The following is an 18,832-nucleotide window of genomic DNA, read 5'->3' on the forward strand; positions in this document are numbered from 1 at the left end:
GGTTAATATAATAGGAATATAAAATGAAAAAGACATTATTAGCTGTATTAGTCCCGCTTGTTGCATTAAGCGGCGCTGCAAACGCGGCAGAGATTTATAACAAAGACGGTAACAAACTGGATCTGTACGGTAAAGTCGATGTTCGTCATTTATTCAGCGACAATGACCGCAGCAGCAATGCTGAAAGTCAGGACGGTGATGATTCCCGTTTCCGTATCGGTCTGAAAGGTGAAACTCAGATCACTGATCAATTAACCGGCTTTGGTCGTTTCGAAAACGAAATCAAAACCAATGGCACTGAAGGCGACAACAAAAACAAAGTTCGTTTAGCCTATGCAGGTCTGAAATTTGCTGAGTTCGGTTCACTGGACTACGGCCGTAACTACGGTGTTATCTATGACACCAACGCATGGACCGATGTGCTGCCAATCTTCGGTAACGATACCATGACTCAGACCGACGTCTACATGACCGGTCGTGCTGCAAACCTGCTGACTTACCGTAACTCTGATTTCTTCGGTTATGTTGACGGCCTGAGCTTCGCATTACAGTATCAGGGTGCGAACGACGATAACTCTATCGCAAACCGTGGTTCTTACGACCAGTTCAATGATACCTACAGCTACGATAACACCGCTAACGGTGACGGTTTCGGTTTCTCCACCGCGTATGACATCGGCTGGGGTGTGAGTGTTGGTGGTGCGTACTCAAGCTCCGCACGTCCGCAGGGTCAGAAAGATAACCTGGCAAGCGGTGCTCTGGGCGACCGTGCAGAAGCATGGAACTTCGGTGCTAAATTCGACGCTGACAACCTGTACCTGGCAGCAGTTTACGGCGAAACCCGTAACATGACTCACTACGGTAACAACGACGATAACCGTGGTTTAACTGCTAACAAAACTCAGAACATCGAGTTAGTGGCTCAGTATCAGTTCGATTTCGGTCTGCGTCCGTCCATCGCTTACCTGCAGTCTAAAGGTAAGAGCCTGAACAGCGCTTACGGCGATGACCAGGACCTGGTGAAATATGTTGATTTAGGTGCGTACTACTACTTCAACAAAAACATGTCTGCTCTGATCGACTACAAAATTAACCTGTTAGACGAAAACGACTTCACCCGTTCTGCCGGTATCAACACCGACAACGTACTGGGCTTAGGTTTAGTTTACCAGTTCTGATTTAGTTCAGAGAGCGTATAATGAAGAAGGAGGCGAAAGCCTCCTTTTTTTATATCTGAAAACCAGTGAAATAATCACTTTATAAAATTGTCATTATACGGGATGTTATTAATCCGGTTTTCTTCAGGCAGTAAAAAAGGAGGCGGCTGCCTCCTTTTTTGGCTTATTGCTTGTAATTTGAATCGACACAGACAAATCACCAATAAGAATTTGTTCGAACGCAGTAATAATAGCCCATGTCAGAAAAAAACATTTAACTATTGATGTTATTTTCGGTTTTTCTTTTATTCATTTTGTGCTTATGATTAATTAATACGGAATGTAAGAGAATATGAATAGTATTTTTGATGTTTGGGTTTGAGTGTGGCTGCTTATCACCGATCAGATTGTTTTATGTATTTGTGCCGGCGAACCGGCACATCAGCGGGGTTATGCAACCCGTACATCCCCGATCCGCCGCAGGGCATCAGTGACCAGTTCCCAGAAACGGGTGTGATCCAGTTTCACCGCAACCTGAGTCAGGCAATCCGCCGGAGCCGGTGAACGGAAATCCGCAACAGTCATACCGAGAGTCAGTGTACCGGTCAGCTCCACGTCCAGCGGCACTTTGCGGGTGGTCATCACGGACGGGTCGATCACATACGCCACCGCGCAGGGGTCATGTACCGGCGGGTAATCAAATCCCTGGGCGCTTTTGTACATGGTGCCGAAAAATTCCAGCAGTTCGAGGACAAACTGCGCCGGTGCAGTGCCGACCGCCGCGATTTTACTGATGACTTCCGGAGTTGCCAGCGCCTGATGCGTCAGATCCAGCCCCACCATGGTGAGTGGCCAGCCTGCATTGAAGACAATGTGTGCCGCTTCGGGATCAATTTTTATATTGAATTCAGCAACGGCACTCCAGTTGCCGGTGTGATACCCGCCGCCCATCAGCACCACTTCCTTTACCCGGTCAATAATGCGCGGCTCCAGCCGTGCTGCCAGCGCGATATTGGTCAGCCCGGCAGTGGGAACCAGGGTAATGGTTTTCGGCGGATGCGCCATAATGGTATCAATGATCAGCTGAACCGCATGGCGCGGATCTAACGCCAGCACCGGCTCCGGTAATACCGGTCCGTCGAGGCCGGAATCGCCGTGAATATCCGGTGCGGTTTCAATCTCCCGGATCAGCGGGCGCGGGCAGCCAGCTGCAAACGGAATACCGGTAATACCGGCAATCCGTGCGACAGCCAGTGCATTGCGTGTCACTTTCTCCAGTGTCTGATTGCCGACGACTGTGGTGACGGCCAGCAGTTCAATCTCCGGATTACCATAAGCAAGTAATAGTGCGATGGCATCATCATGGCCGGGATCGCAGTCAAGAATGATTTTTTTCTTCACATATTCCTCTTTATTATTTGTCCGTCTGAATATCAGGCTATGTTACACACTCTGTACCCGGAAAAATAATAAGCCACCCGAAAATCTGATCGGTGACCGGGATAATCACGGAAATGACACAATAATACCGGAGAATATATGCAGTTCCGGGGCGGAGAAAATTCAGGGACAGGCCGGCGGATTATCCGCGGAGAGGGTCCCAGATTTGCTGAAAACGTTTTGAATTACTGGCGGTATAAATAACGGTATGGGAAATATTCCGGTGTCCGAGATAATCCTGGATCAGGCGGGTATCCCGGCCGAGATCAGCAAGAGAATAGCCGCAGGCATGGCGCAGCATATGCGGATGGGGAACCACGGAAATATTGGCGGCCTTACCGTATTGTTTTAATAATGTATGTACCTGCTGCCGGGAAATGGCCCCGCTTTTCTGCGATAAAAATACCCATTCCAAATCCTGGTTACGCCAGGTCTTTCTTATATTGAGCCAGGATACCAGCGCATTATATTCAATATCAATAAGGGGCTGTGTGGTGGAAAGCCCGCCTTTCAGACGCCGGACGTAAATAAGACGGCTGTCCAGATCAATATCAGAAAGTGACAAATGACATAATTCGCTGACGCGGAAGCCGTGCAGATAGCACATTAAAATCATGCAGTAATTTCGCTCGGCATAACGGCTTTTCCGGGCTTGTTTCAGAATAGCGTCAACTTCAGAACGGGTCAGAAACTTACGTTTAGCCATGATTTATTCCTGTTTATTGTCCGATAAGTTCATAAAAACCAGAGATAGCACTATAGCAAGTAATAAAAATGAATAAAGACAACGGACAGGAATGAAAATACTACAAAATGTTTACGTATTGACAATATATTCATAAAAACCAATTAGGAATTATCTTCTTTAAATCCGGAACAAAACAATTTCCGTCTGTTTTACAGAGATAAATATTACAGATTTAAAAAAAGACAAAATACATCAAATTGTTTGTAATTATCACTAAAGGTTTCACCTTAGTCAAATATTGATGTGTTGGCCGGATCTCTAGTGTATAACTCATTAATTTTCAAAAGGATAATATTTTATCCTGCCTTATGCCAACTGCCCGCGTTGAGTTCATTCGTGTTTTTTACAACTGCTGAAAACACACAGGGGTTAAAATAAAATATTGTACTGTTTTATTTAACATTAAATAATTTATGCGGCATTTTTTATGAAATCACAGGGTTTTATTTCAAACTGGACAATTTGATGTATTTTGTCCCGTTTTTTTATATATCCGGATAACGGTGAAGACATATTCATCAAATAACGATAACGCCGCGCCGAGCCATATTTTCGCGTGTGAGTGCGTTATTTTTAATATCAAAAAAAACAGAACGCAATATAGGAAATAACATGAATCTGAATAAATTAGCATTGGTGCTGGGTTTTGGTATGTCTGTCGTTGCAGGTGCAGCATCTGCTGCTGATCAGGGACACGGTACTGTTAAATTCACCGGTTCAATTATTGATGCACCTTGCTCAATTACACCTGATACCGAAAACCAGACTGTTCCGTTAGGCCAGATCTCTACTGCTGCATTAAAAGATGGCGGCCGCAGTAATTCCCGCGATTTTAAAATCTCATTAGAGAATTGCACAACAGAAACTTATAAAACCGTACAGACCACATTCACCGGTTCAGAAGATGCCGATATTTTAGCCGGTGCTCTGGGTATTGAAGGTATTGCCAAAAACGCAGCCGTTGTTATTACCGATGCGGGCGGCAAACAGATCAAATTAGGTACCCCGAGTACAGCGCAGACACTGCGTGACGGTAATAACGATCTGAACTTTGCGGCGTATTTACAGGGGGCATCTGCTAAAGCGGCTGTTCCGGGTGACTTCACTGCTATCGCGACTTTCGCACTGACCTATCAGTAATTAATGCCGGTACAGTTCAGGGATGAACTGTATCGCTTTTCAGTTGTGTGCGTTTAGCGGAGGCAGGAAATGGCGTGCAGAGTCATCACTCAGGGATTGCTGATAACGATAGTGTGTTTTTCCTCTTATACAGCAGCAGGTGAAACAAAACAGGATGCAAAAACCAGTTTGCGTTTCGGCGCGGTACAGATGCAGGGCACGATTTTCGAGCCGGTTTGTACTATCTCGACAGCCAGCCGTGAGCAGGTGGTGGCGCTGACAGATGTTTCCGTTCCGCAGCTGCGCGACGAAGGGCAGGGACCCGCAGACTATTTCTGGATCAGGCTGGCGGAATGCACCGTACTGCCGGTGAAGGGCGGGACGGCAGATAACCTCCGTTTCCGGGTCACTTTTGAGGGCGCTGCACAGGACGGGCATTTTCAGCTGAACGGTTCCGGCAAAGGCGCTTCCCTGGCGATTACTGATCGCAACGGGCATGAGGCAGTTCCCGGTAAACCCTTACCGCCGGCAGATATTGACCCCGATAATATGGCGCTGCGATATCAGGCGCGTCTCGTGAAAAACAGCGACGAACTTCAGTCCGGTCATTACCGGGCAACAGTGGGCTTCAAGCTGGAATATTATTAAACCGAGCTGACTGGATCCATTATGGTAATTCCGCTGAGTACCGTCTCCCGACGGAGACTGACAGTGCTGATTTCATTTATTCTGACCGGTATTTCGCAGGCCGCTTATCCGGATAATCAGGATATTGAATTTAATACTGATATTCTTGATGTAAACGACAAACAGAATATTGATCTGTCCGATTTTTCCCGTGCCGGCTATATCATGCCCGGTACTTACGACTTTTTTATCCGGGTGAATAACAGTGAGTTGCCTGATATTTATCCGGTTTCCTATATTGTGCCGCCGGATGATCCGAAAGACAGTAAAGTCTGTTTATCGCCGGAGCTGATGGCACAGACCGGGCTGAAACCGGAATGGGCAGAGCGCCTGCGCTGGTGGAATGACGGCAAATGCCTGGATACCGCATCACTGCCCGGGATGTCAGTAACACCGAAACTGGCTGACAGCGGGCTTATCCTGACACTGCCGCAGGCCTATCTGGAATATACCGCTGCTAACTGGGACCCGCCTTCCCGCTGGGATGAGGGGATTTCCGGCGTGTTGTTTGATTACAACGTGAATGCCGGTGTTAATGACCCCGCTCACGGTAAACAAACACAGCAGGTCACCGGGAACGGGACGCTCGGGGCAAACCTGGGAGTCTGGCGTGTCCGTGCGGACTGGCAGGCGAATCTCCGTCATACCACCGGTGCCGGGGAACGTTCCGAACGTGACTGGACCTGGAGTCAGACCTACCTCTACCGGGCGATAGCCCCGTTACAGGCAAAACTGACCATGGGGGAAACTTTCTCCCGCTCCGATGTTTTCGATAACTTCCGCTACATTGGTGTCAATCTGGCCACAGATGACAACATGCTGCCGCCTAATCTGCGCGGCTATGCGCCGGAAGTCACCGGCGTGGCAAAAACAAACGCCAAAATTACGGTCAGCCAGCAGGGACGGGTGATTTATGAAACCCAGGTCGCCCCGGGGCCGTTCCGTATTCAGGATATCAATGATGCGGTCAGCGGTAAGCTGGATGTCAGGGTGGAAGAGCAGGACGGCTCTGTACAGTCCTTTCAGATGGATACCGCCAGTATTCCTTACCTGACCCGTCCGGGCCGGGTGCAGTACAAACTCTCCGCCGGGCAGCCGTCCGAAATCGGCCGCCACGGGAAAGGTCCGGTCTTCGGAATGGGGGAATTCTCGTGGGGGATCAGCAACGGCTGGTCATTGTACGGCGGTTCCCTCGTTGCCGGGGACTATAACGCAGTTTCTCTTGGTGTTGGTCGTGATTTGATGGCCCTCGGGGCCATCTCTTTTGATGCCACCCAATCTTTTGCCAGTCTGCCGCAGGAGGATAAAAACTACCGCGGCGGCTCATACCGTCTGAGCTACTCCAAGCGGTTTGAGGAACTGGACAGCCAGGTCACCTTCGCCGGATACCGTTTCTCTGAACGTGACTTTATGAGCATGAACCAGTATCTGGATCGCCGCTATTACGATAACAGTGCGGATAACAACAAAGAGCTTTACACCATCATGTTCAGTAAGCAGTTCCCGGATGCCGGGCTGAGTACCTATCTGAACTACAGCCACCAGACTTACTGGAACCGGCCGGATAACGATAACTATAACCTGTCGCTGGCGAAGTATATGGATATCGGCAGTTATAAAAATATCAACATCAGCTTATCGGCTTACCGCAATAAATATCAGGATAAGAATGATGACGGGGTGTATCTCAACATCAGTATGCCGGTGGGCGATCGCGCGACAGTCAGCTACAACAGCATGATCAACCGTCACGGTAACTCCCATAACGTCAGTTATTACGATCGTCCTGATGATAACAACAGTTACCGTCTGGGAACGGGGCTGAGCAGCAACGGTAAAGCGTCTGTCGACGGCTATTACATGCACTACGCTGACAGTGCGCTGGTCACCGCCAGTGCCGGACATATTGACGGGGAATATACCTCGGCATCGCTCTCGCTTCAGGGCGGGGTGACGATGACGCCGCAGGGCGGGGCATTCCACCGGATCAATATGCCGGGCAGTGCCCGCCTGCTGGTGGATACCGGTGGTGTGGCGGATGTGCCGGTCAGAAGTACCGGGGCACTCAGCTATACCAACCGCTTCGGGAAAGCCGTTCTGCCGGATATGAATAATTACTTCCGCAACAGTGCAGCTATCGATATCAACAAACTGCCGGAAAATGCGGAAGCACGCCGCTCTGTTCAGCAGCTGACATTGACGGAAGGGGCTATCGGCTACCGTCAGTTTGATGTGCTGTCAGGACAGAAAGCGATGGCCACTATCCGTCTGGCAGACGGCAGTGAACCGCCGTTCGGTGCAGTGGTTACCTCTGCGGATAACCGTGAACTGGGTATCGTCAATGACGGCGGGCAGGTCTACCTCAGCGGTATTAACAGCGGGGATATTCTGACGCTGCGGCGCGGCAGTGATACAGCGTGCCGGATGACGGTACCTGAACTTCCGCCGGGACAGCCGCTGCATACCCTGCTGCTGACCTGCGGCACAGAGCCGCAATCCGTTCCGGACAAACCGCAGCCGGTTGCGCTGCCGTCTTCCCCGCTGCCGTCTTCCCCGCTGCCGGCTGACCGTCCGCAGCAGGGAAAGTGGCTGAATATTACAGGCCGGACAGATCCGGCACCTTCCACACGTAACGAAATGAGTGATTCATTATGATGTCAGTTAAACACACCCGTCTCTTTGTCCCGGCCATTGCGGCTGTATTGCTGGCATCAGCACAGTCTCATGCCGCTATCGCGCTGGACAGAACCCGTGTCATTTTCAACGGGGCGGAAAAATCCGTCAGTCTGAATGTCAGTAATATGAACAAAGAACTGCCGTATCTGGCTCAGGGGTGGATTGAAGATCAGAACGGGCAGAAAGTGTCGTCGCCGCTGGTGGTGCTTCCGCCGGTACAGCGTATTGAGCCGGGTGATAAAAGCCAGGTGAAAATTCAGTCATTACCGGCGATCGCCGCGCTGCCGCAGGACAGAGAAAGTGTCTTCTATTTCAATCTGCGGGAAATTCCGCCGCGCAGCAACCGGCAGAACGTGCTGCAAATCGCCCTGCAAACCCGGATCAAACTGTTTTACCGCCCGGAAGCTATCTATGCCTCACAAACGGATCTGACCAATCCGTGGCAGGAGAAAATCACCCTGACACGCCGCGGTGACAGCTATGAGGTTAATAATCCGACCGCTTATTACGTGACAATTGTGGATGCACTCAGCGGGCTCGGCGGCAAAAGTCTGGACGGATTTTCCCCGCTGATGGTGGCGCCGAAAAGTCAGGGTACGCTCGGCCTCAGCGCATCAGCACTCGGCAGTGCACCGGTGCTGAGTTATATCAACGATTACGGCGGCCGTCCGCAGTTGCAGTTCAGTTGCAGCGGTACAGAGTGCCGTGTGACAAAAACGGCTGCCGGTAACTGAGCAGACAGAGGATAAACCATGGATGAGCGGATCAGAAAAATAAGCTCTCTCCGGCGGATACTGGCGGTTGTGCTCTGTATTTCGGCGGGAGGTGCTGCGGCACTGCCGGAACGGGTGGCCGGTATCCGGGGTGTTCCCGGGATCACCTATATCACTATTCGCGGCAATGTTATCGCACCGCCGCCGTGTGTTATCAACAACGGCAACACTATTCTGGTGGATTTCGGAGAGGTGCTGAGCACCCGCATTGACGGTCAGCGCTATAAACAACCGGTGAATTACACGGCGGAGTGCACAAAGATGCCAACCAATGCAATGACACTTGCCATTACCGGCAATACCGCCGGATTTGATTCCGGATTGCTGCAGACCGAAATCGCCGGGCTGGGGGTGCGCATGCTCTATCAGGGGCGGCAGCTGAATCCCGGTGAAAAAGTGAAATTTACGTATCCGGTCTTTCCGGCGCTGGAAGCCGTACCTGTCCGCGATATGACAGCAGTGCTGACCGGCGGGGATTTCTCTGCGGTGGCAACGCTGGAACTGGATTATCAGTAAGGAGCCTGACAATGGCAAGACATGACCGGTGGTTACAGAGGGTGCTGCTGACCGGGCTGCTGTGTGCTGCCGCGGGAAGTACCGCTGCGCCGAATATGAAGCTGTTCGGTACTCTGCTGGTACCACCCGCCTGTACGATCAGTGACAACGGAGTGATTGATGTGTTTTTCGGTGACAACGTCGGCGTGCATAAAGTGGATGGCGTTAATTATACCCGTGCCGTTAATTACACCCTGGTGTGTGAGGACAATAACAAAGGCTGGGATCTGGGATTGTCCGTCACGGGGCCGGTCAGCGGGTTTGATGATGCGGCCTTGCAAACCAATATTCCGGATCTGGCTATTCATCTGACGCAGAACGGAAAGCCCTTCACGCTCAACAAACGCATTGCGGTATCACCGGATAACCCGCCGGTTATTCAGGCGGTGCCGGTGAAACGGCCGGGCAGCACACTGCCGGAAGGCGCATTTGATGTGACCGCCACATTGCTGGCGGAATATCAGTAGGAGCAATGCAATGAATGAGACAGTAAGGCGCTTTTTTATCAGTACCTGCGGGGTATTTCTGTTATCACTGCCGGTTGCGGATGCCGGGGCTGCCGCTGATAACCTGTATTTTCACGGCACACTGGTGGATGAACCCTGCACGATACGTCCGGGGGATGAAACTGTGGAACTGCCGTTCGGGAATATCCCTGATAAAAATCTGTACGCTTATCAGCGGACACCATCAAAAGAGTTTCAAATCCGGCTTTCGGAGTGTGATACCTCCATCGGCAAGCGGGTCACGGTGATGTTTGCCGGGGATGAAAATCCGTTTATCGGCGGGGCGCTGGCCATCAGCCCGGGCAGTCAGGCGGAAGGGATTGCCGTCGGGCTGGAAAATGCTGACGGCACGGCGCTGGCAGTTAATGAAGCATCACCGCAGATCACGCTGAACGACGGACTGACACTGCTGAACTTCCGTGCCTATGTGCAGGGCGAACCGGATGCACTGGCAAACAAAACCATTAAACGCGGGCCGTTCAGTGCCATTGCGACTTTTCATCTCAATTATGACTGACGGGTAACCAGAGGCACGCTATGAACAGATTTCTGAAAATAACAGCGGCGGTTGCGCTGCTCTGGTCCGCTTCGGCGGGAGCATCCATCTTCTCTTATATTACGGAGTCATCAGGGAAACCGACGGATGCTGTTTACACCTACATTATTGAGCGCTGGGATCCGGAAGACCCGTCGGCTCCCAACCCCTGTTACGGCTGGTCTGTCTGCTGGATTAATATCAACCATAAACATGATGTTGACGGTTCCCCGGGCAAATCAACCAAATCGATTGTCCGTGTGGAAAAACTGAGAACACTGGCAGAAGTACGGGAAGCAGTTTTTCAGAATATCTCTCTGCCCTATCAGGGAAAAGCAGAACACAGAGGGCCGTCTCTTAATTCCAATCAGGAGTGTGTGGGGCTGTTTTATGAATCAGAATCAGGCGGCTGGTCGAAAAACGGACGTCTGCTGCCGGGATCATTGTGCGGGATCGCACCGCCGCCGGTGGGCGCCTGTGAGGTGACCAGCGGCTCAGTGATTCTGGATTACGGCGATATTGATGAAGTCAGTCTGCCGGATGCCGCGCGCAATAAAAGCATCACCGTCACCTGCAATCTGGACATGGATATCCTTGTGATTGCCTCCGGTTCTGACAGCGGCCGTGTACCGCTGCGCCCGGATAACAGCCTGTACGCGGATCTTTATCTTAACGACAACCCGGGTGAGAGGGGCGCTCCTATTCATGTTCCGGCCGGCGGTGCGACACAGGTGGATGTGAAATCGGTTCTGAAAGTGAACGGACGGGTTGCCCCGGGAGCCTTTGAAGGTTCCGGCTCCATCATTCTTGTCATGCCGTAATTTCTTATTTTTATCTCATGGCGTTGCAGAAACCGGCAGCGCTGTGGGCCCGGAGTGAGACTAAAATATGATTACAGAAGATACTGATTTAACCGTTAATAAATCTGTCGGCTACCGGATCTTCCGCAAGCGGAAAGAACTGGGCTGGTCCGGCAGCCGCCTGGCAGACCAGCTGGGGATCAGCCAGCAGCAGTTCTCGCGCTATGAGCGGGGATGCAGCCAGATTAATGTCAGTCTGCTGGTCAGGGCGGCTGACATTTTACAGACACCGGTCAGCTGGTTTTTCGCTGACTGTCCGGAAGCGCGTTCATACCGGGAGTGCTTCCGGGGAAAAGCGGATATTTATATGGCGGAATCTGTTCCTGAGTATGACCTGCCCGCACAATCCCGGTACAAAAGGAAACCGGATGAAGGAAAACAAACGTAAACACCTGATGCAGTCTGAGGTGGAAAAAATGATGGCGGCTGCGGAAAACGGCCGTGATCCGGAGCGGAATACCTGTCTGCTGTGGATGTGTTTTGTCCACGGCTTCCGCGTCAGTGAACTGGGACAGCTGAGTTTATCGGACATGGATGTTGCCGCCGATAATCTCTATATAAGACGGCTTAAAAACGGCCTTTCCACCACCCATCCCCTGAGCCGTACAGAAAAAAATCTGCTTACCCGCTGGCTTAACTGCCGTTCCCGTTATCCCCGTGCTGCTGAAAACCACTGGCTGTTTTTATCCCGCAAAGGCGGACATCTTTCCCGATCCCGTATTTACCGGATCTTAAAAGAACTGGGGGAAATGGCGGGGCTGCCGGTATCTGTTCCTCTGTCCGCTAATGCATAACCGCAGGCATGGCGCAGCATATGAGGATGTGCCGCAATATTCAGATCGGCGGACAATCCGCTGTCACGGATAATACGGAATATCTGCTGGCGGGATAAACGACCGCCCTTGCGGGAAAGAAAAAGCCAGGGCTCGGCATAATGAACGGATGAATTCCGCTGTGCCAGCCACTGTATCAGCAATTTATATTCAGGGGACTGTAATGGCTGATTGGTACTTAATCCATTTTTCAGCCGGGTAATATGAATGGTCTTTTCATTGATATTAATATCACTGAGCATTAAGCCGGTCAGTTCACTGGCGCGTAATCCGTGACTGAAGCAAACTGCAATCAGGCATTGATTACGGATATGATTAATTGAGTCAGGTAATGATGATATTAAGGAATGAACCTCCTGTTCACTCAGGTGTTTTCGTTCTTTCATGGGAATATTCAGTCTGGTTATTATAGTCAGGTTTAATTCTTTTTCAGACGTTATCACAGAATAAAATGATGGCCTATTTTTCATCATTATCATCATAATGTTATAAACAGGTAAAATTGATCATGTATTGCTGATTTATCTGAAGATAATAAATTTAGTATGTTACTTGTTTTTTATATTATCGTTATGTATTCCATTTTTTCTTATTTTTTATGTTTCATTTATCGTCGTAGTATTTATTGTTATTCAGCGTTATTTTTTATTTTTGTTAATGAAATAAACTTCATTATATTTATGCAGTAAATGCTTTTTGTTTTTTTTTATTGGTATCCGGAATATATTTCCGGGTGAATTTATTTCTGAAGGTAATGAATATGACAGAAATGCAATCCGGCGCGGATATGATGTCGGTAAATCGTGCTGTCGGTGACCGGCTTTTCTGCAGACGAAAAGCACTGGGTTATTCCGGGCAGCAGGTTGCTGCCTGCCTGGGAATAAGCCAGCAGCAGCTATCCCGTTATGAACGGGGACAAAGCCGGATTAATGTGGGTATGCTGGCCAGAGCGGCTGATGTTTTACAGACACCGGTCGGCTGGTTTTTTGCCGGGTGTCAGGACAGAAATTTATGCGGGGAAAGTCTCAGCGTTCAGTCAGATATCTATACTGCGGAGTCTGTTACGGCCGGCATAACGGCGGCAGACTGAACAAAGCGGCTCCGCCGGTATGGCGGAGCCTCAGATTGTTGGCAAAGTCCGGGAAAAAACAGGCCGGGATTTTGTCAGCAATCTTATGTCAGAAAATCAGTTCTTTTTCACAAACTCAGATTTCAGTTTCATCTGACCAAAGCCGTCGATTTTACAATCGATGTTGTGGTCACCTTCCACTAAACGGATGCCTTTGACTTTTGTGCCGATTTTCAGCATGGATGAACTGCCTTTGACTTTCAGGTCTTTGATGACTGTCACGGCATCGCCGTCCGCCAGTAAATTACCGTTGGCATCTTTGACAATCAGCTCGTCGCTTTCTGCTGCCGGTTCGGCATCATTCCATTCGTGGGCACATTCAGGGCACACGTACATTGCACCATCTTCATAGGTGTATTCAGAATTACATTTCGGACATGAAGGTAATGACATAATGAGACTCTCAGATTTTTACAATGGGGAGCAGCAAATTGTCACGTGATGGTGTGATATCTGCCCGTGGTTATGTGCACTGTCTTCAGTGCGGGCGTCAGTATAGCGGGATCGCTGCCATTTTGCAGCTTTTACCGGATAAAGAGTGTGGTTATCACCTTTCCGCTGACCGGGGAATAAACAGGTAAATAACGCAATAACGGCCTCAGGTTTCCTGATAAATCCGTCAGTGCTGAAAATAACCGGAGTTTATCGTTTTTTTCTGAATAAGTACTCAGGGGGAGTACTTAATTACGCAACAGACTCTTATATATTATGACTGCATTATTTTAATAACCGGTTTCTGACTTTCTTGTTTATTTGTCTGTGGCACATCAGGAGTGAAATATGCGTAATGTTGTCCGTTCTTTATTATTGTCTGCGGCGCTCGCGGTGGGTTCCTTAAATACCGCCTTTGCCGATCCGCATTTAAATTTTGCCTGGCCGGTAAATGTGGGGCCGTTAAATCCGCACCAGTATGCACCGAACCAGATGGCCGGACAAACCATGGTGTATGAACCGCTGGTCCGTTATATGAATGACGGAACGGTGAAGCCGTGGCTGGCAGAGTCATGGACGGTTTCAGATGACGGAAAAACCTATATTTTTACCTTACGTGATGATGTGAAATTCTCCAACGGCGAAAAGTTTGATGCCGCCGCAGCCAAAGTAAATTTCGATGCTATTCTGGCAAACCGCGAACGCCACGCCTGGCTTGAGCTGGCCAATCAGATTACCGGCGTTGAGGATATCGCGCCGAATCAGTTAAAAATCACCCTGAAAGATGCGTATTACCCTATTTTGCAGGAGCTGGCACTGCCGCGTCCGTTCCGCTTTATTGCACCGTCACAGTTTAAAGATGGCGGCACCAAAGACGGTATTATGAAACCAATTGGTACCGGTCCGTGGATATTAACGGAATCCCGTCTGAGTGAGAAGGATGAATTTGTCCGCAACGAATTATACTGGGGTAAAAAGCCGGTTTATGAATCCGTCACATTTAAAGTGATCCCGGACCCGAATACCCGTGCGGTGGCATTTGAAGCCGGTGAAGTGGATTTACTGTACGGAACGGACGGGATTATTTATCCGGATACCTATCAGCGTTTTAAAAATATGCCGGGATATACCACCAAACTGTCCGCGCCTCTGGAATCTCTGGTGCTGGCAATTAATACCAAAACAGGTCCGACCCGCGATTTAGCTGTGCGTAAAGCGATTAATCACGCAGTCGACAAAGATAAAATGATTGAAAAGGTGCTGTACGGCACGCAGTTAAAAGCGGACACCCTTTTCTCAGAAAATGTACCGTACGCGGATGCCGGTTTGACACCGTATTCTTATAACGTTGAAGAAGCGAAATCCCTGCTGGAAAACGCCGGCTGGAAAGCGAAAACCGAAAACGGTATCCGTGAGAAAGAGGGCGAGCCTCTGGTGGTCGAGCTGAATTTTGTCGGTACTGATGCGGTGGCGAAGTCGATTTCTGAGGTGGTACAGGCAGATCTGCGCCGCGCCGGGATTGATGTGAAACTGGTCGGGGAAGAGGAAAGCAGTATTTATTCGCGCCAGAAAGACGGCCGTTTCGGGATGATTTTCAATGGCACATGGGGTGCGCCGTTTGATCCGCACGCGTTTGTCAGTTCCATGCGCATTCCGTCCCATGCCGATTATCAGGCACAGCAGGGACTGGCGGATAAAGCGGAAATCGATGCCAAAATCACACAGGTGCTGACCACCACGGATGAAAAACAGCGCCGTGCGCTGTATCACGACATCCTGACCCGTCTGCACGAAGAAGCGGTGTATCTGCCGCTGACCTACATCACCGCCATTGCGGTGGCAAAACCGGAAATCGGTGATGTGCCGTTCAGCGCGATGTCGAATGAGATCCCGTTTGATCAGCTGACACCGGCTGTTAAGTGACAGGCCCGCGATTATGATGCGATTTATTTTCCGGCGGGTGCTGCTGCTGATCCCGATGCTGCTCGGCACCTCGCTGTTTATCTTTCTGATCCTGCGCCTGGGGCCGTCAGACCCCGCGCTGGATTATCTGCGGCTGTCTAAAATTCCGCCGACCCCGCAGGCGGTGGAAAGCGCCCGTGAGCTCCTTGGCCTGGATAAGCCGGTTATGACCCAGTATTTTCACTGGCTGTCTGACGCGCTGCATCTGGATTTTGGTATCTCTTATGCCACGCAGAAACCGGTACTGCCGGATCTGCTCTATTTCCTGCCCGCCACGCTGCAACTGGCGGGGCTGGCGCTGGCGCTGACGATTATCCTGTCTGTGCCGATGGGCATGCTGGCGGCGCGTTACCGGGAGAAATGGCCGGATCAGCTGGTGCGTGTGATCGCGTTTATCGGGGTTTCCATGCCGAATTTCTGGCTGGGATTCCTGCTTATTCTGCTTTTTTCCATACATCTCGGCTGGCTGCCGCCGATGGGGAAAGGAGAAGCAAAACATCTGGTGATGCCGGTGATTGCTATCTCGCTGATGTCACTCGCGATTAATGCCAGGCTGCTGAGGGCAAGTATGCTCGAGGTCGCCGGGCAGCGGCATGTCCGTTATGCGCGGTTGCGCGGGTTGTCCGAAATGACGGTGGAGCGTTCGCATATTCTGCGTAACGCCTGGCTGCCGATCATAACGGCTATCGGAATGCATATCGGGGAACTGCTCGGCGGTGCGCTGATTATAGAGAGTATTTTCAGCTGGCCGGGTGTGGGGCGCTATGCAGTCTCCGCTATTATGAACAGGGATTACCCGGTAATTCAGTGCTTTACTTTGCTGATGGTGGTGATTTTTGTTCTCTGCAACCTGATTGTGGATATTATTTATGCGATTGCGGACCCCCGTATCCGCCTCTCTGCGGAGGGTATTGAATGAGCGATATGATACTGAAAGCCCCGTCCGCCGGGCGGACACTCAGCCGCAATCTTCTGCTGTGGTTTGCGCTGGCCGTGGTGGCGCTGCTGGTTCTCGCGATGATTGCCGGGCCGTGGATCTCTCCGCATGATCCGGATCTGGTAGAGTTATCGAACCGGCTTCAGGCACCGGACAGTCAGTACTGGCTCGGTACCGACCATCTCGGGCGTGATATTTTTTCCCGCCTGATTGCCGGGGCGCGGATTTCTCTCGGAACCGTAGCAATCACGCTGGTGATTATTATGACACTCGGGCTGGTGATCGGCGGTATTGCCGGGTTTACCGGCGGGCGGACGGATCAGATTATCATGCGGTTTACGGATGTATTTCTGACGTTCCCGACACTGGTGCTGGCGCTGTTTTTAATCGGGATACTCGGTACCGGGCTGACAAACGTGATTATTGCGATCGCACTTTCACACTGGGCATGGTATGCGCGGATTGTCCGCGGAATTATTCTCTCGCTGCGTCACCGGGAGTTTCTGCTGGCGGCACGTCTGAGCGGTGCCGGTAATGTGCGGATCTTTCTCCGGCATCTGTTTCCCGCCACTATTTCCCAGTTGATCGTACTGGCGACGCTGGATATCGGCCATATGATGCTGCATGTCTCCGGGTTGTCATTCCTCGGACTGGGCGTGGCGGCACCGACCGCAGAGTGGGGCGTGATGATCAGTGATGCCCGCCAGTTTGTCTGGACATCACCGATGCTGATTTTCTGGCCGGGTTTAATTTTATTTTTCAGTGTGATGGCGTTTAACATCCTCGGGGATGCACTGCGCGATCGTCTGGACCCGACACTGAGGGCCGGAACATGTCATTAAATCATTCTGTACTGGATATCAGTCATTTATCGGCAGGCTATCTGCATAATAATCATGCGCATTTCCTTATTTCTGATCTGTCATTTTCCCTGCGGCGCGGCGAAGTACTGGCGCTGGTCGGGGCGAGCGGTTCCGGTAAATCGATGACCTGCTCTGCGGTACTGGATGTTCTTCCTCCGGGCGTGCAGAAAACACAGGGTACTATCCTGCTGGACGGGCAGGCGGTCACCGGCCAGGCTCTGCGCGGCAGGCAGGTTGCATCGATTATGCAGAATCCGCGCAGTGCGTTTAACCCTGTACGGACAATGCATCAGCATATTATTGAAACACTGAAAGCGACCCGGCAGCCGCTGCATGGCATTGATAAACGCATCCGTGATGTGCTGGCAGAAGTGGAACTGGGGGACAGTGAGCATATTCTGAAGCTCTATCCGTTTGAGATGAGCGGCGGCATGTTGCAGCGGATGATGATTGCGATTGCTATTCTCAGTGATGCGCCGTTTCTGTTTGCCGATGAGCCGACTACCGATTTGGATCTGGTGGTGCAGATGAAAATCCTCGACTTGCTGGATCATGTTGTGGCTGACCGGCAGACCGGACTGCTGCTGATCACTCACGATATGGGCGTGGTGGCACGTCTTGCCGACCAGGTGGCGGTGCTGTCAGACGGGAAAATTATTGAAACCGGCCCGGCGGAGGATATTTTTGCCCGGCCGCGCTCGCCGGTGACCCGTAATCTTATTTCCGCGCACCTTTCACTGTATGGTCTGGAGCTTTCCGCATGACACTGATCTCTGTTGAACACCTGAGCAAAAGCTACCAAAGCCATTCACTGATGGGGGCGGGAAAACCGCGCTGTATTCTCGATGACATTTCCCTGACCCTGAATGAGGGCGAAACGGTTGCGCTTCTCGGGCGCAGCGGCTGCGGAAAAAGCACGCTGGCGCGTCAGATCTGCGGGCTGGAATATCCGGAAAAAGGGGATGTTTTCTACCGGGGGATGCCGGTACGCAAACTGGATAAAAAACAACGCCGGCAGTTCCGCTCGGAGATCCAGATGGTCTTTCAGGATCCTCCCGGGGCGGTTGATCCGCGGTTTACTCTGGAGCAGACCATTGCCGAACCGCTGAAACTGCTGACCTCACTTGATGAAATACAGCGCAAAGCCCGGATAGCGGAGTTGCTGGATATGGTGGAACTGCCGCTGTCAGTACTCGGTAAACTGCCGTCACAGATCAGCGGCGGGCAGTTACAGCGTATCTGTATTGCGCGGGCGCTGGCACCGGACCCGCGTCTGATTATCCTGGATGAGGCCGTGTCAAACCTGGATATTCATTTGCAGGCATCTCTGCTGACACTGCTTGGTCAGCTGCAGAAAACCCGGGGCATTGCCTATCTGTTTGTCACTCACGATTTGCGGCTGGTCAGCAAATTTGCGGCACGGGTGGTGGTGATGGATGAGGGCAAAATTGCCGAAACCTCACCACAGGGCTGTATTGAACAGCTGCGCCATCCTGCATCACTGGCGCTGAAAAATGCCGTATTACCACCGTTTCCGTCTTCCCGGAGACGTCAATCCGCCTGAAAATAGTACAGAAAAAAGCGCCGTGATATCAGCAGGGCGCTTTTACTCTCATTTTA

At 51.0% G+C, this 18,832-nt stretch carries 21 protein-coding genes; 17 read left to right on the forward strand and 4 right to left on the reverse strand.

The genetic code is table 11. The features are described from left to right. The first annotated feature begins 23 nt into the window (after window positions 1–23). Entirely contained in the window at window positions 24–1,178 is a 1,155-nt protein-coding gene (locus AAZR23_RS15785; protein ID WP_166708623.1) for a porin, read from the forward strand. A gap of 429 nt (window positions 1,179–1,607) precedes the next feature. Here AAZR23_RS15785 and AAZR23_RS15790 read toward each other — a convergent pair whose 3' ends face one another. Both AAZR23_RS15790 and AAZR23_RS15795 read right to left on the reverse strand, forming a co-directional pair. Then, window positions 1,608–2,558, reverse strand: coding sequence for a nucleoside hydrolase (locus tag AAZR23_RS15790; protein ID WP_405469359.1), 951 nt, complete (start codon window positions 2,556–2,558; stop codon window positions 1,608–1,610). Window positions 2,559–2,739: 181 nt separating this feature from the next. Next, the gene (locus AAZR23_RS15795) at window positions 2,740–3,303 is read right to left on the reverse strand and encodes a tyrosine-type DNA invertase (RefSeq protein WP_218426775.1); all 564 of its coding nucleotides are present in this window, start codon (window positions 3,301–3,303) and stop codon (window positions 2,740–2,742) included. A 654-nt stretch (window positions 3,304–3,957) separates the two neighbouring features. On the opposite strand from AAZR23_RS15795, the gene AAZR23_RS15800 reads away from it, so the two are divergent. The 10 genes from AAZR23_RS15800 (at window position 3,958) to AAZR23_RS15845 (ending at window position 11,850) form a co-directional block, all read left to right on the forward strand. Continuing rightward, entirely contained in the window at window positions 3,958–4,485 is a 528-nt protein-coding gene (locus AAZR23_RS15800) for a fimbrial protein (RefSeq protein WP_166708621.1), read from the forward strand. Between the two features lie 69 nt (window positions 4,486–4,554). Next, on the forward strand, window positions 4,555–5,112 hold the full coding sequence (locus AAZR23_RS15805; RefSeq protein WP_434693653.1) for a fimbrial protein: 558 nt from the start codon (window positions 4,555–4,557) through the stop codon (window positions 5,110–5,112). 21 nt (window positions 5,113–5,133) lie between these two features. Beyond that, window positions 5,134–7,806, forward strand: coding sequence for an outer membrane usher protein (locus AAZR23_RS15810; RefSeq protein ID WP_434693654.1), 2,673 nt, complete (start codon window positions 5,134–5,136; stop codon window positions 7,804–7,806). Then, a complete protein-coding gene (locus AAZR23_RS15815) occupies window positions 7,803–8,561 on the forward strand; it encodes a fimbria/pilus periplasmic chaperone (RefSeq protein ID WP_046894649.1) in 759 nt (252 codons plus the stop codon). The genes AAZR23_RS15810 and AAZR23_RS15815 overlap by 4 nt, the downstream gene beginning before the upstream one ends. An 18-nt stretch (window positions 8,562–8,579) precedes the next feature. Then, complete coding sequence (locus AAZR23_RS15820; RefSeq protein ID WP_046894648.1) at window positions 8,580–9,116, forward strand: fimbrial protein; 537 nt, start codon at window positions 8,580–8,582, stop codon at window positions 9,114–9,116. An 11-nt stretch (window positions 9,117–9,127) separates the two neighbouring features. Continuing rightward, window positions 9,128–9,622, forward strand: a complete 495-nt coding sequence (locus tag AAZR23_RS15825) for a fimbrial protein (RefSeq protein ID WP_112549787.1) — start codon at window positions 9,128–9,130, stop codon at window positions 9,620–9,622. Window positions 9,623–9,632: 10 nt separating this feature from the next. Next, entirely contained in the window at window positions 9,633–10,178 is a 546-nt protein-coding gene (locus tag AAZR23_RS15830; protein ID WP_046894646.1) for a fimbrial protein, read from the forward strand. A gap of 20 nt (window positions 10,179–10,198) precedes the next feature. Next, entirely contained in the window at window positions 10,199–11,017 is an 819-nt protein-coding gene (locus tag AAZR23_RS15835) for an MrpH family fimbial adhesin (protein ID WP_218426771.1), read from the forward strand. A 67-nt stretch (window positions 11,018–11,084) separates the two neighbouring features. After that, window positions 11,085–11,444 carry a helix-turn-helix domain-containing protein gene (locus tag AAZR23_RS15840; protein ID WP_046894644.1) on the forward strand — a complete coding sequence of 120 codons (360 nt, stop codon included), beginning with the start codon at window positions 11,085–11,087 and terminating at the stop codon, window positions 11,442–11,444. Beyond that, entirely contained in the window at window positions 11,425–11,850 is a 426-nt protein-coding gene (locus tag AAZR23_RS15845) for a tyrosine-type recombinase/integrase (protein WP_243846891.1), read from the forward strand. Before AAZR23_RS15840 ends, AAZR23_RS15845 begins: the two co-directional genes overlap by 20 nt. Here the strand turns inward: AAZR23_RS15845 and AAZR23_RS15850 are convergent. After that, the gene (locus tag AAZR23_RS15850) at window positions 11,778–12,275 is read right to left on the reverse strand and encodes a tyrosine-type recombinase/integrase (RefSeq protein ID WP_166708615.1); all 498 of its coding nucleotides are present in this window, start codon (window positions 12,273–12,275) and stop codon (window positions 11,778–11,780) included. The genes AAZR23_RS15845 and AAZR23_RS15850 overlap by 73 nt on opposite strands. Window positions 12,276–12,649: 374 nt before the next feature. Between AAZR23_RS15850 and AAZR23_RS15855 the strand changes: the two genes are divergently transcribed. Further along, entirely contained in the window at window positions 12,650–12,979 is a 330-nt protein-coding gene (locus tag AAZR23_RS15855; protein WP_166708614.1) for a helix-turn-helix domain-containing protein, read from the forward strand. 96 nt (window positions 12,980–13,075) lie between these two features. On the opposite strand, the gene AAZR23_RS15860 is transcribed toward AAZR23_RS15855, so the two are convergent. Further along, window positions 13,076–13,411: a zinc ribbon domain-containing protein YjdM gene (locus AAZR23_RS15860; RefSeq protein ID WP_025152572.1), complete on the reverse strand. Its 336-nt coding sequence runs from the start codon at window positions 13,409–13,411 to the stop codon at window positions 13,076–13,078. A gap of 387 nt (window positions 13,412–13,798) precedes the next feature. On the opposite strand from AAZR23_RS15860, the gene nikA reads away from it, so the two are divergent. The 5 genes from nikA to nikE are packed head-to-tail and all read left to right on the forward strand — an operon-like array spanning window position 13,799 to window position 18,776. Next, window positions 13,799–15,373 carry a nickel ABC transporter substrate-binding protein gene (nikA, locus tag AAZR23_RS15865; protein ID WP_434693659.1) on the forward strand — a complete coding sequence of 525 codons (1,575 nt, stop codon included), beginning with the start codon at window positions 13,799–13,801 and terminating at the stop codon, window positions 15,371–15,373. A 13-nt stretch (window positions 15,374–15,386) separates the two neighbouring features. Continuing rightward, window positions 15,387–16,331, forward strand: coding sequence for a nickel ABC transporter permease subunit NikB (gene nikB, locus AAZR23_RS15870; RefSeq protein WP_434693661.1), 945 nt, complete (start codon window positions 15,387–15,389; stop codon window positions 16,329–16,331). 5 nt (window positions 16,332–16,336) lie between these two features. After that, window positions 16,337–17,191, forward strand: coding sequence for a nickel ABC transporter permease subunit NikC (gene nikC, locus AAZR23_RS15875; protein WP_197565210.1), 855 nt, complete (start codon window positions 16,337–16,339; stop codon window positions 17,189–17,191). Next, entirely contained in the window at window positions 17,182–17,976 is a 795-nt protein-coding gene (gene nikD, locus AAZR23_RS15880) for a nickel import ATP-binding protein NikD (protein WP_166708610.1), read from the forward strand. The genes nikC and nikD overlap by 10 nt, the downstream gene beginning before the upstream one ends. Beyond that, window positions 17,973–18,776: a nickel import ATP-binding protein NikE gene (gene nikE / locus AAZR23_RS15885; RefSeq protein WP_046894630.1), complete on the forward strand. Its 804-nt coding sequence runs from the start codon at window positions 17,973–17,975 to the stop codon at window positions 18,774–18,776. The genes nikD and nikE overlap by 4 nt, the downstream gene beginning before the upstream one ends. Window positions 18,777–18,832: the final 56 nt, after the last annotated feature.

This window comes from Morganella sp. Je.2.23 (assembly GCF_051129855.1).
Classification (GTDB): domain Bacteria; phylum Pseudomonadota; class Gammaproteobacteria; order Enterobacterales; family Enterobacteriaceae; genus Morganella; species Morganella sibonii.

What these genes read in the sequence shown, in the direction of transcription:
- AAZR23_RS15810 (WP_434693654.1), top strand. Translation starts at nt 5,134, where the DNA reads ATGGTAATTCCGCTGAGTACCGTCTCCCGACGGAGACTGACAGTGCTG.
- AAZR23_RS15800 (WP_166708621.1), top strand. Translation starts at nt 3,958, where the DNA reads ATGAATCTGAATAAATTAGCATTGGTGCTGGGTTTTGGTATGTCTGTC.
- AAZR23_RS15805 (WP_434693653.1), top strand. Translation starts at nt 4,555, where the DNA reads ATGGCGTGCAGAGTCATCACTCAGGGATTGCTGATAACGATAGTGTGT.
- AAZR23_RS15795 (WP_218426775.1), bottom strand. Translation starts at nt 3,303, where the DNA reads ATGGCTAAACGTAAGTTTCTGACCCGTTCTGAAGTTGACGCTATTCTG.
- nikD (WP_166708610.1), top strand. Translation starts at nt 17,182, where the DNA reads ATGTCATTAAATCATTCTGTACTGGATATCAGTCATTTATCGGCAGGC.
- AAZR23_RS15835 (WP_218426771.1), top strand. Translation starts at nt 10,199, where the DNA reads ATGAACAGATTTCTGAAAATAACAGCGGCGGTTGCGCTGCTCTGGTCC.
- AAZR23_RS15815 (WP_046894649.1), top strand. Translation starts at nt 7,803, where the DNA reads ATGATGTCAGTTAAACACACCCGTCTCTTTGTCCCGGCCATTGCGGCT.
- AAZR23_RS15785 (WP_166708623.1), top strand. Translation starts at nt 24, where the DNA reads ATGAAAAAGACATTATTAGCTGTATTAGTCCCGCTTGTTGCATTAAGC.
- AAZR23_RS15845 (WP_243846891.1), top strand. Translation starts at nt 11,425, where the DNA reads ATGAAGGAAAACAAACGTAAACACCTGATGCAGTCTGAGGTGGAAAAA.
- AAZR23_RS15825 (WP_112549787.1), top strand. Translation starts at nt 9,128, where the DNA reads ATGGCAAGACATGACCGGTGGTTACAGAGGGTGCTGCTGACCGGGCTG.
- AAZR23_RS15820 (WP_046894648.1), top strand. Translation starts at nt 8,580, where the DNA reads ATGGATGAGCGGATCAGAAAAATAAGCTCTCTCCGGCGGATACTGGCG.
- AAZR23_RS15855 (WP_166708614.1), top strand. Translation starts at nt 12,650, where the DNA reads ATGACAGAAATGCAATCCGGCGCGGATATGATGTCGGTAAATCGTGCT.
- AAZR23_RS15860 (WP_025152572.1), bottom strand. Translation starts at nt 13,411, where the DNA reads ATGTCATTACCTTCATGTCCGAAATGTAATTCTGAATACACCTATGAA.
- nikE (WP_046894630.1), top strand. Translation starts at nt 17,973, where the DNA reads ATGACACTGATCTCTGTTGAACACCTGAGCAAAAGCTACCAAAGCCAT.
- AAZR23_RS15840 (WP_046894644.1), top strand. Translation starts at nt 11,085, where the DNA reads ATGATTACAGAAGATACTGATTTAACCGTTAATAAATCTGTCGGCTAC.
- nikC (WP_197565210.1), top strand. Translation starts at nt 16,337, where the DNA reads ATGATACTGAAAGCCCCGTCCGCCGGGCGGACACTCAGCCGCAATCTT.
- AAZR23_RS15830 (WP_046894646.1), top strand. Translation starts at nt 9,633, where the DNA reads ATGAATGAGACAGTAAGGCGCTTTTTTATCAGTACCTGCGGGGTATTT.
- nikA (WP_434693659.1), top strand. Translation starts at nt 13,799, where the DNA reads ATGCGTAATGTTGTCCGTTCTTTATTATTGTCTGCGGCGCTCGCGGTG.
- nikB (WP_434693661.1), top strand. Translation starts at nt 15,387, where the DNA reads ATGATGCGATTTATTTTCCGGCGGGTGCTGCTGCTGATCCCGATGCTG.
- AAZR23_RS15850 (WP_166708615.1), bottom strand. Translation starts at nt 12,275, where the DNA reads ATGAAAGAACGAAAACACCTGAGTGAACAGGAGGTTCATTCCTTAATA.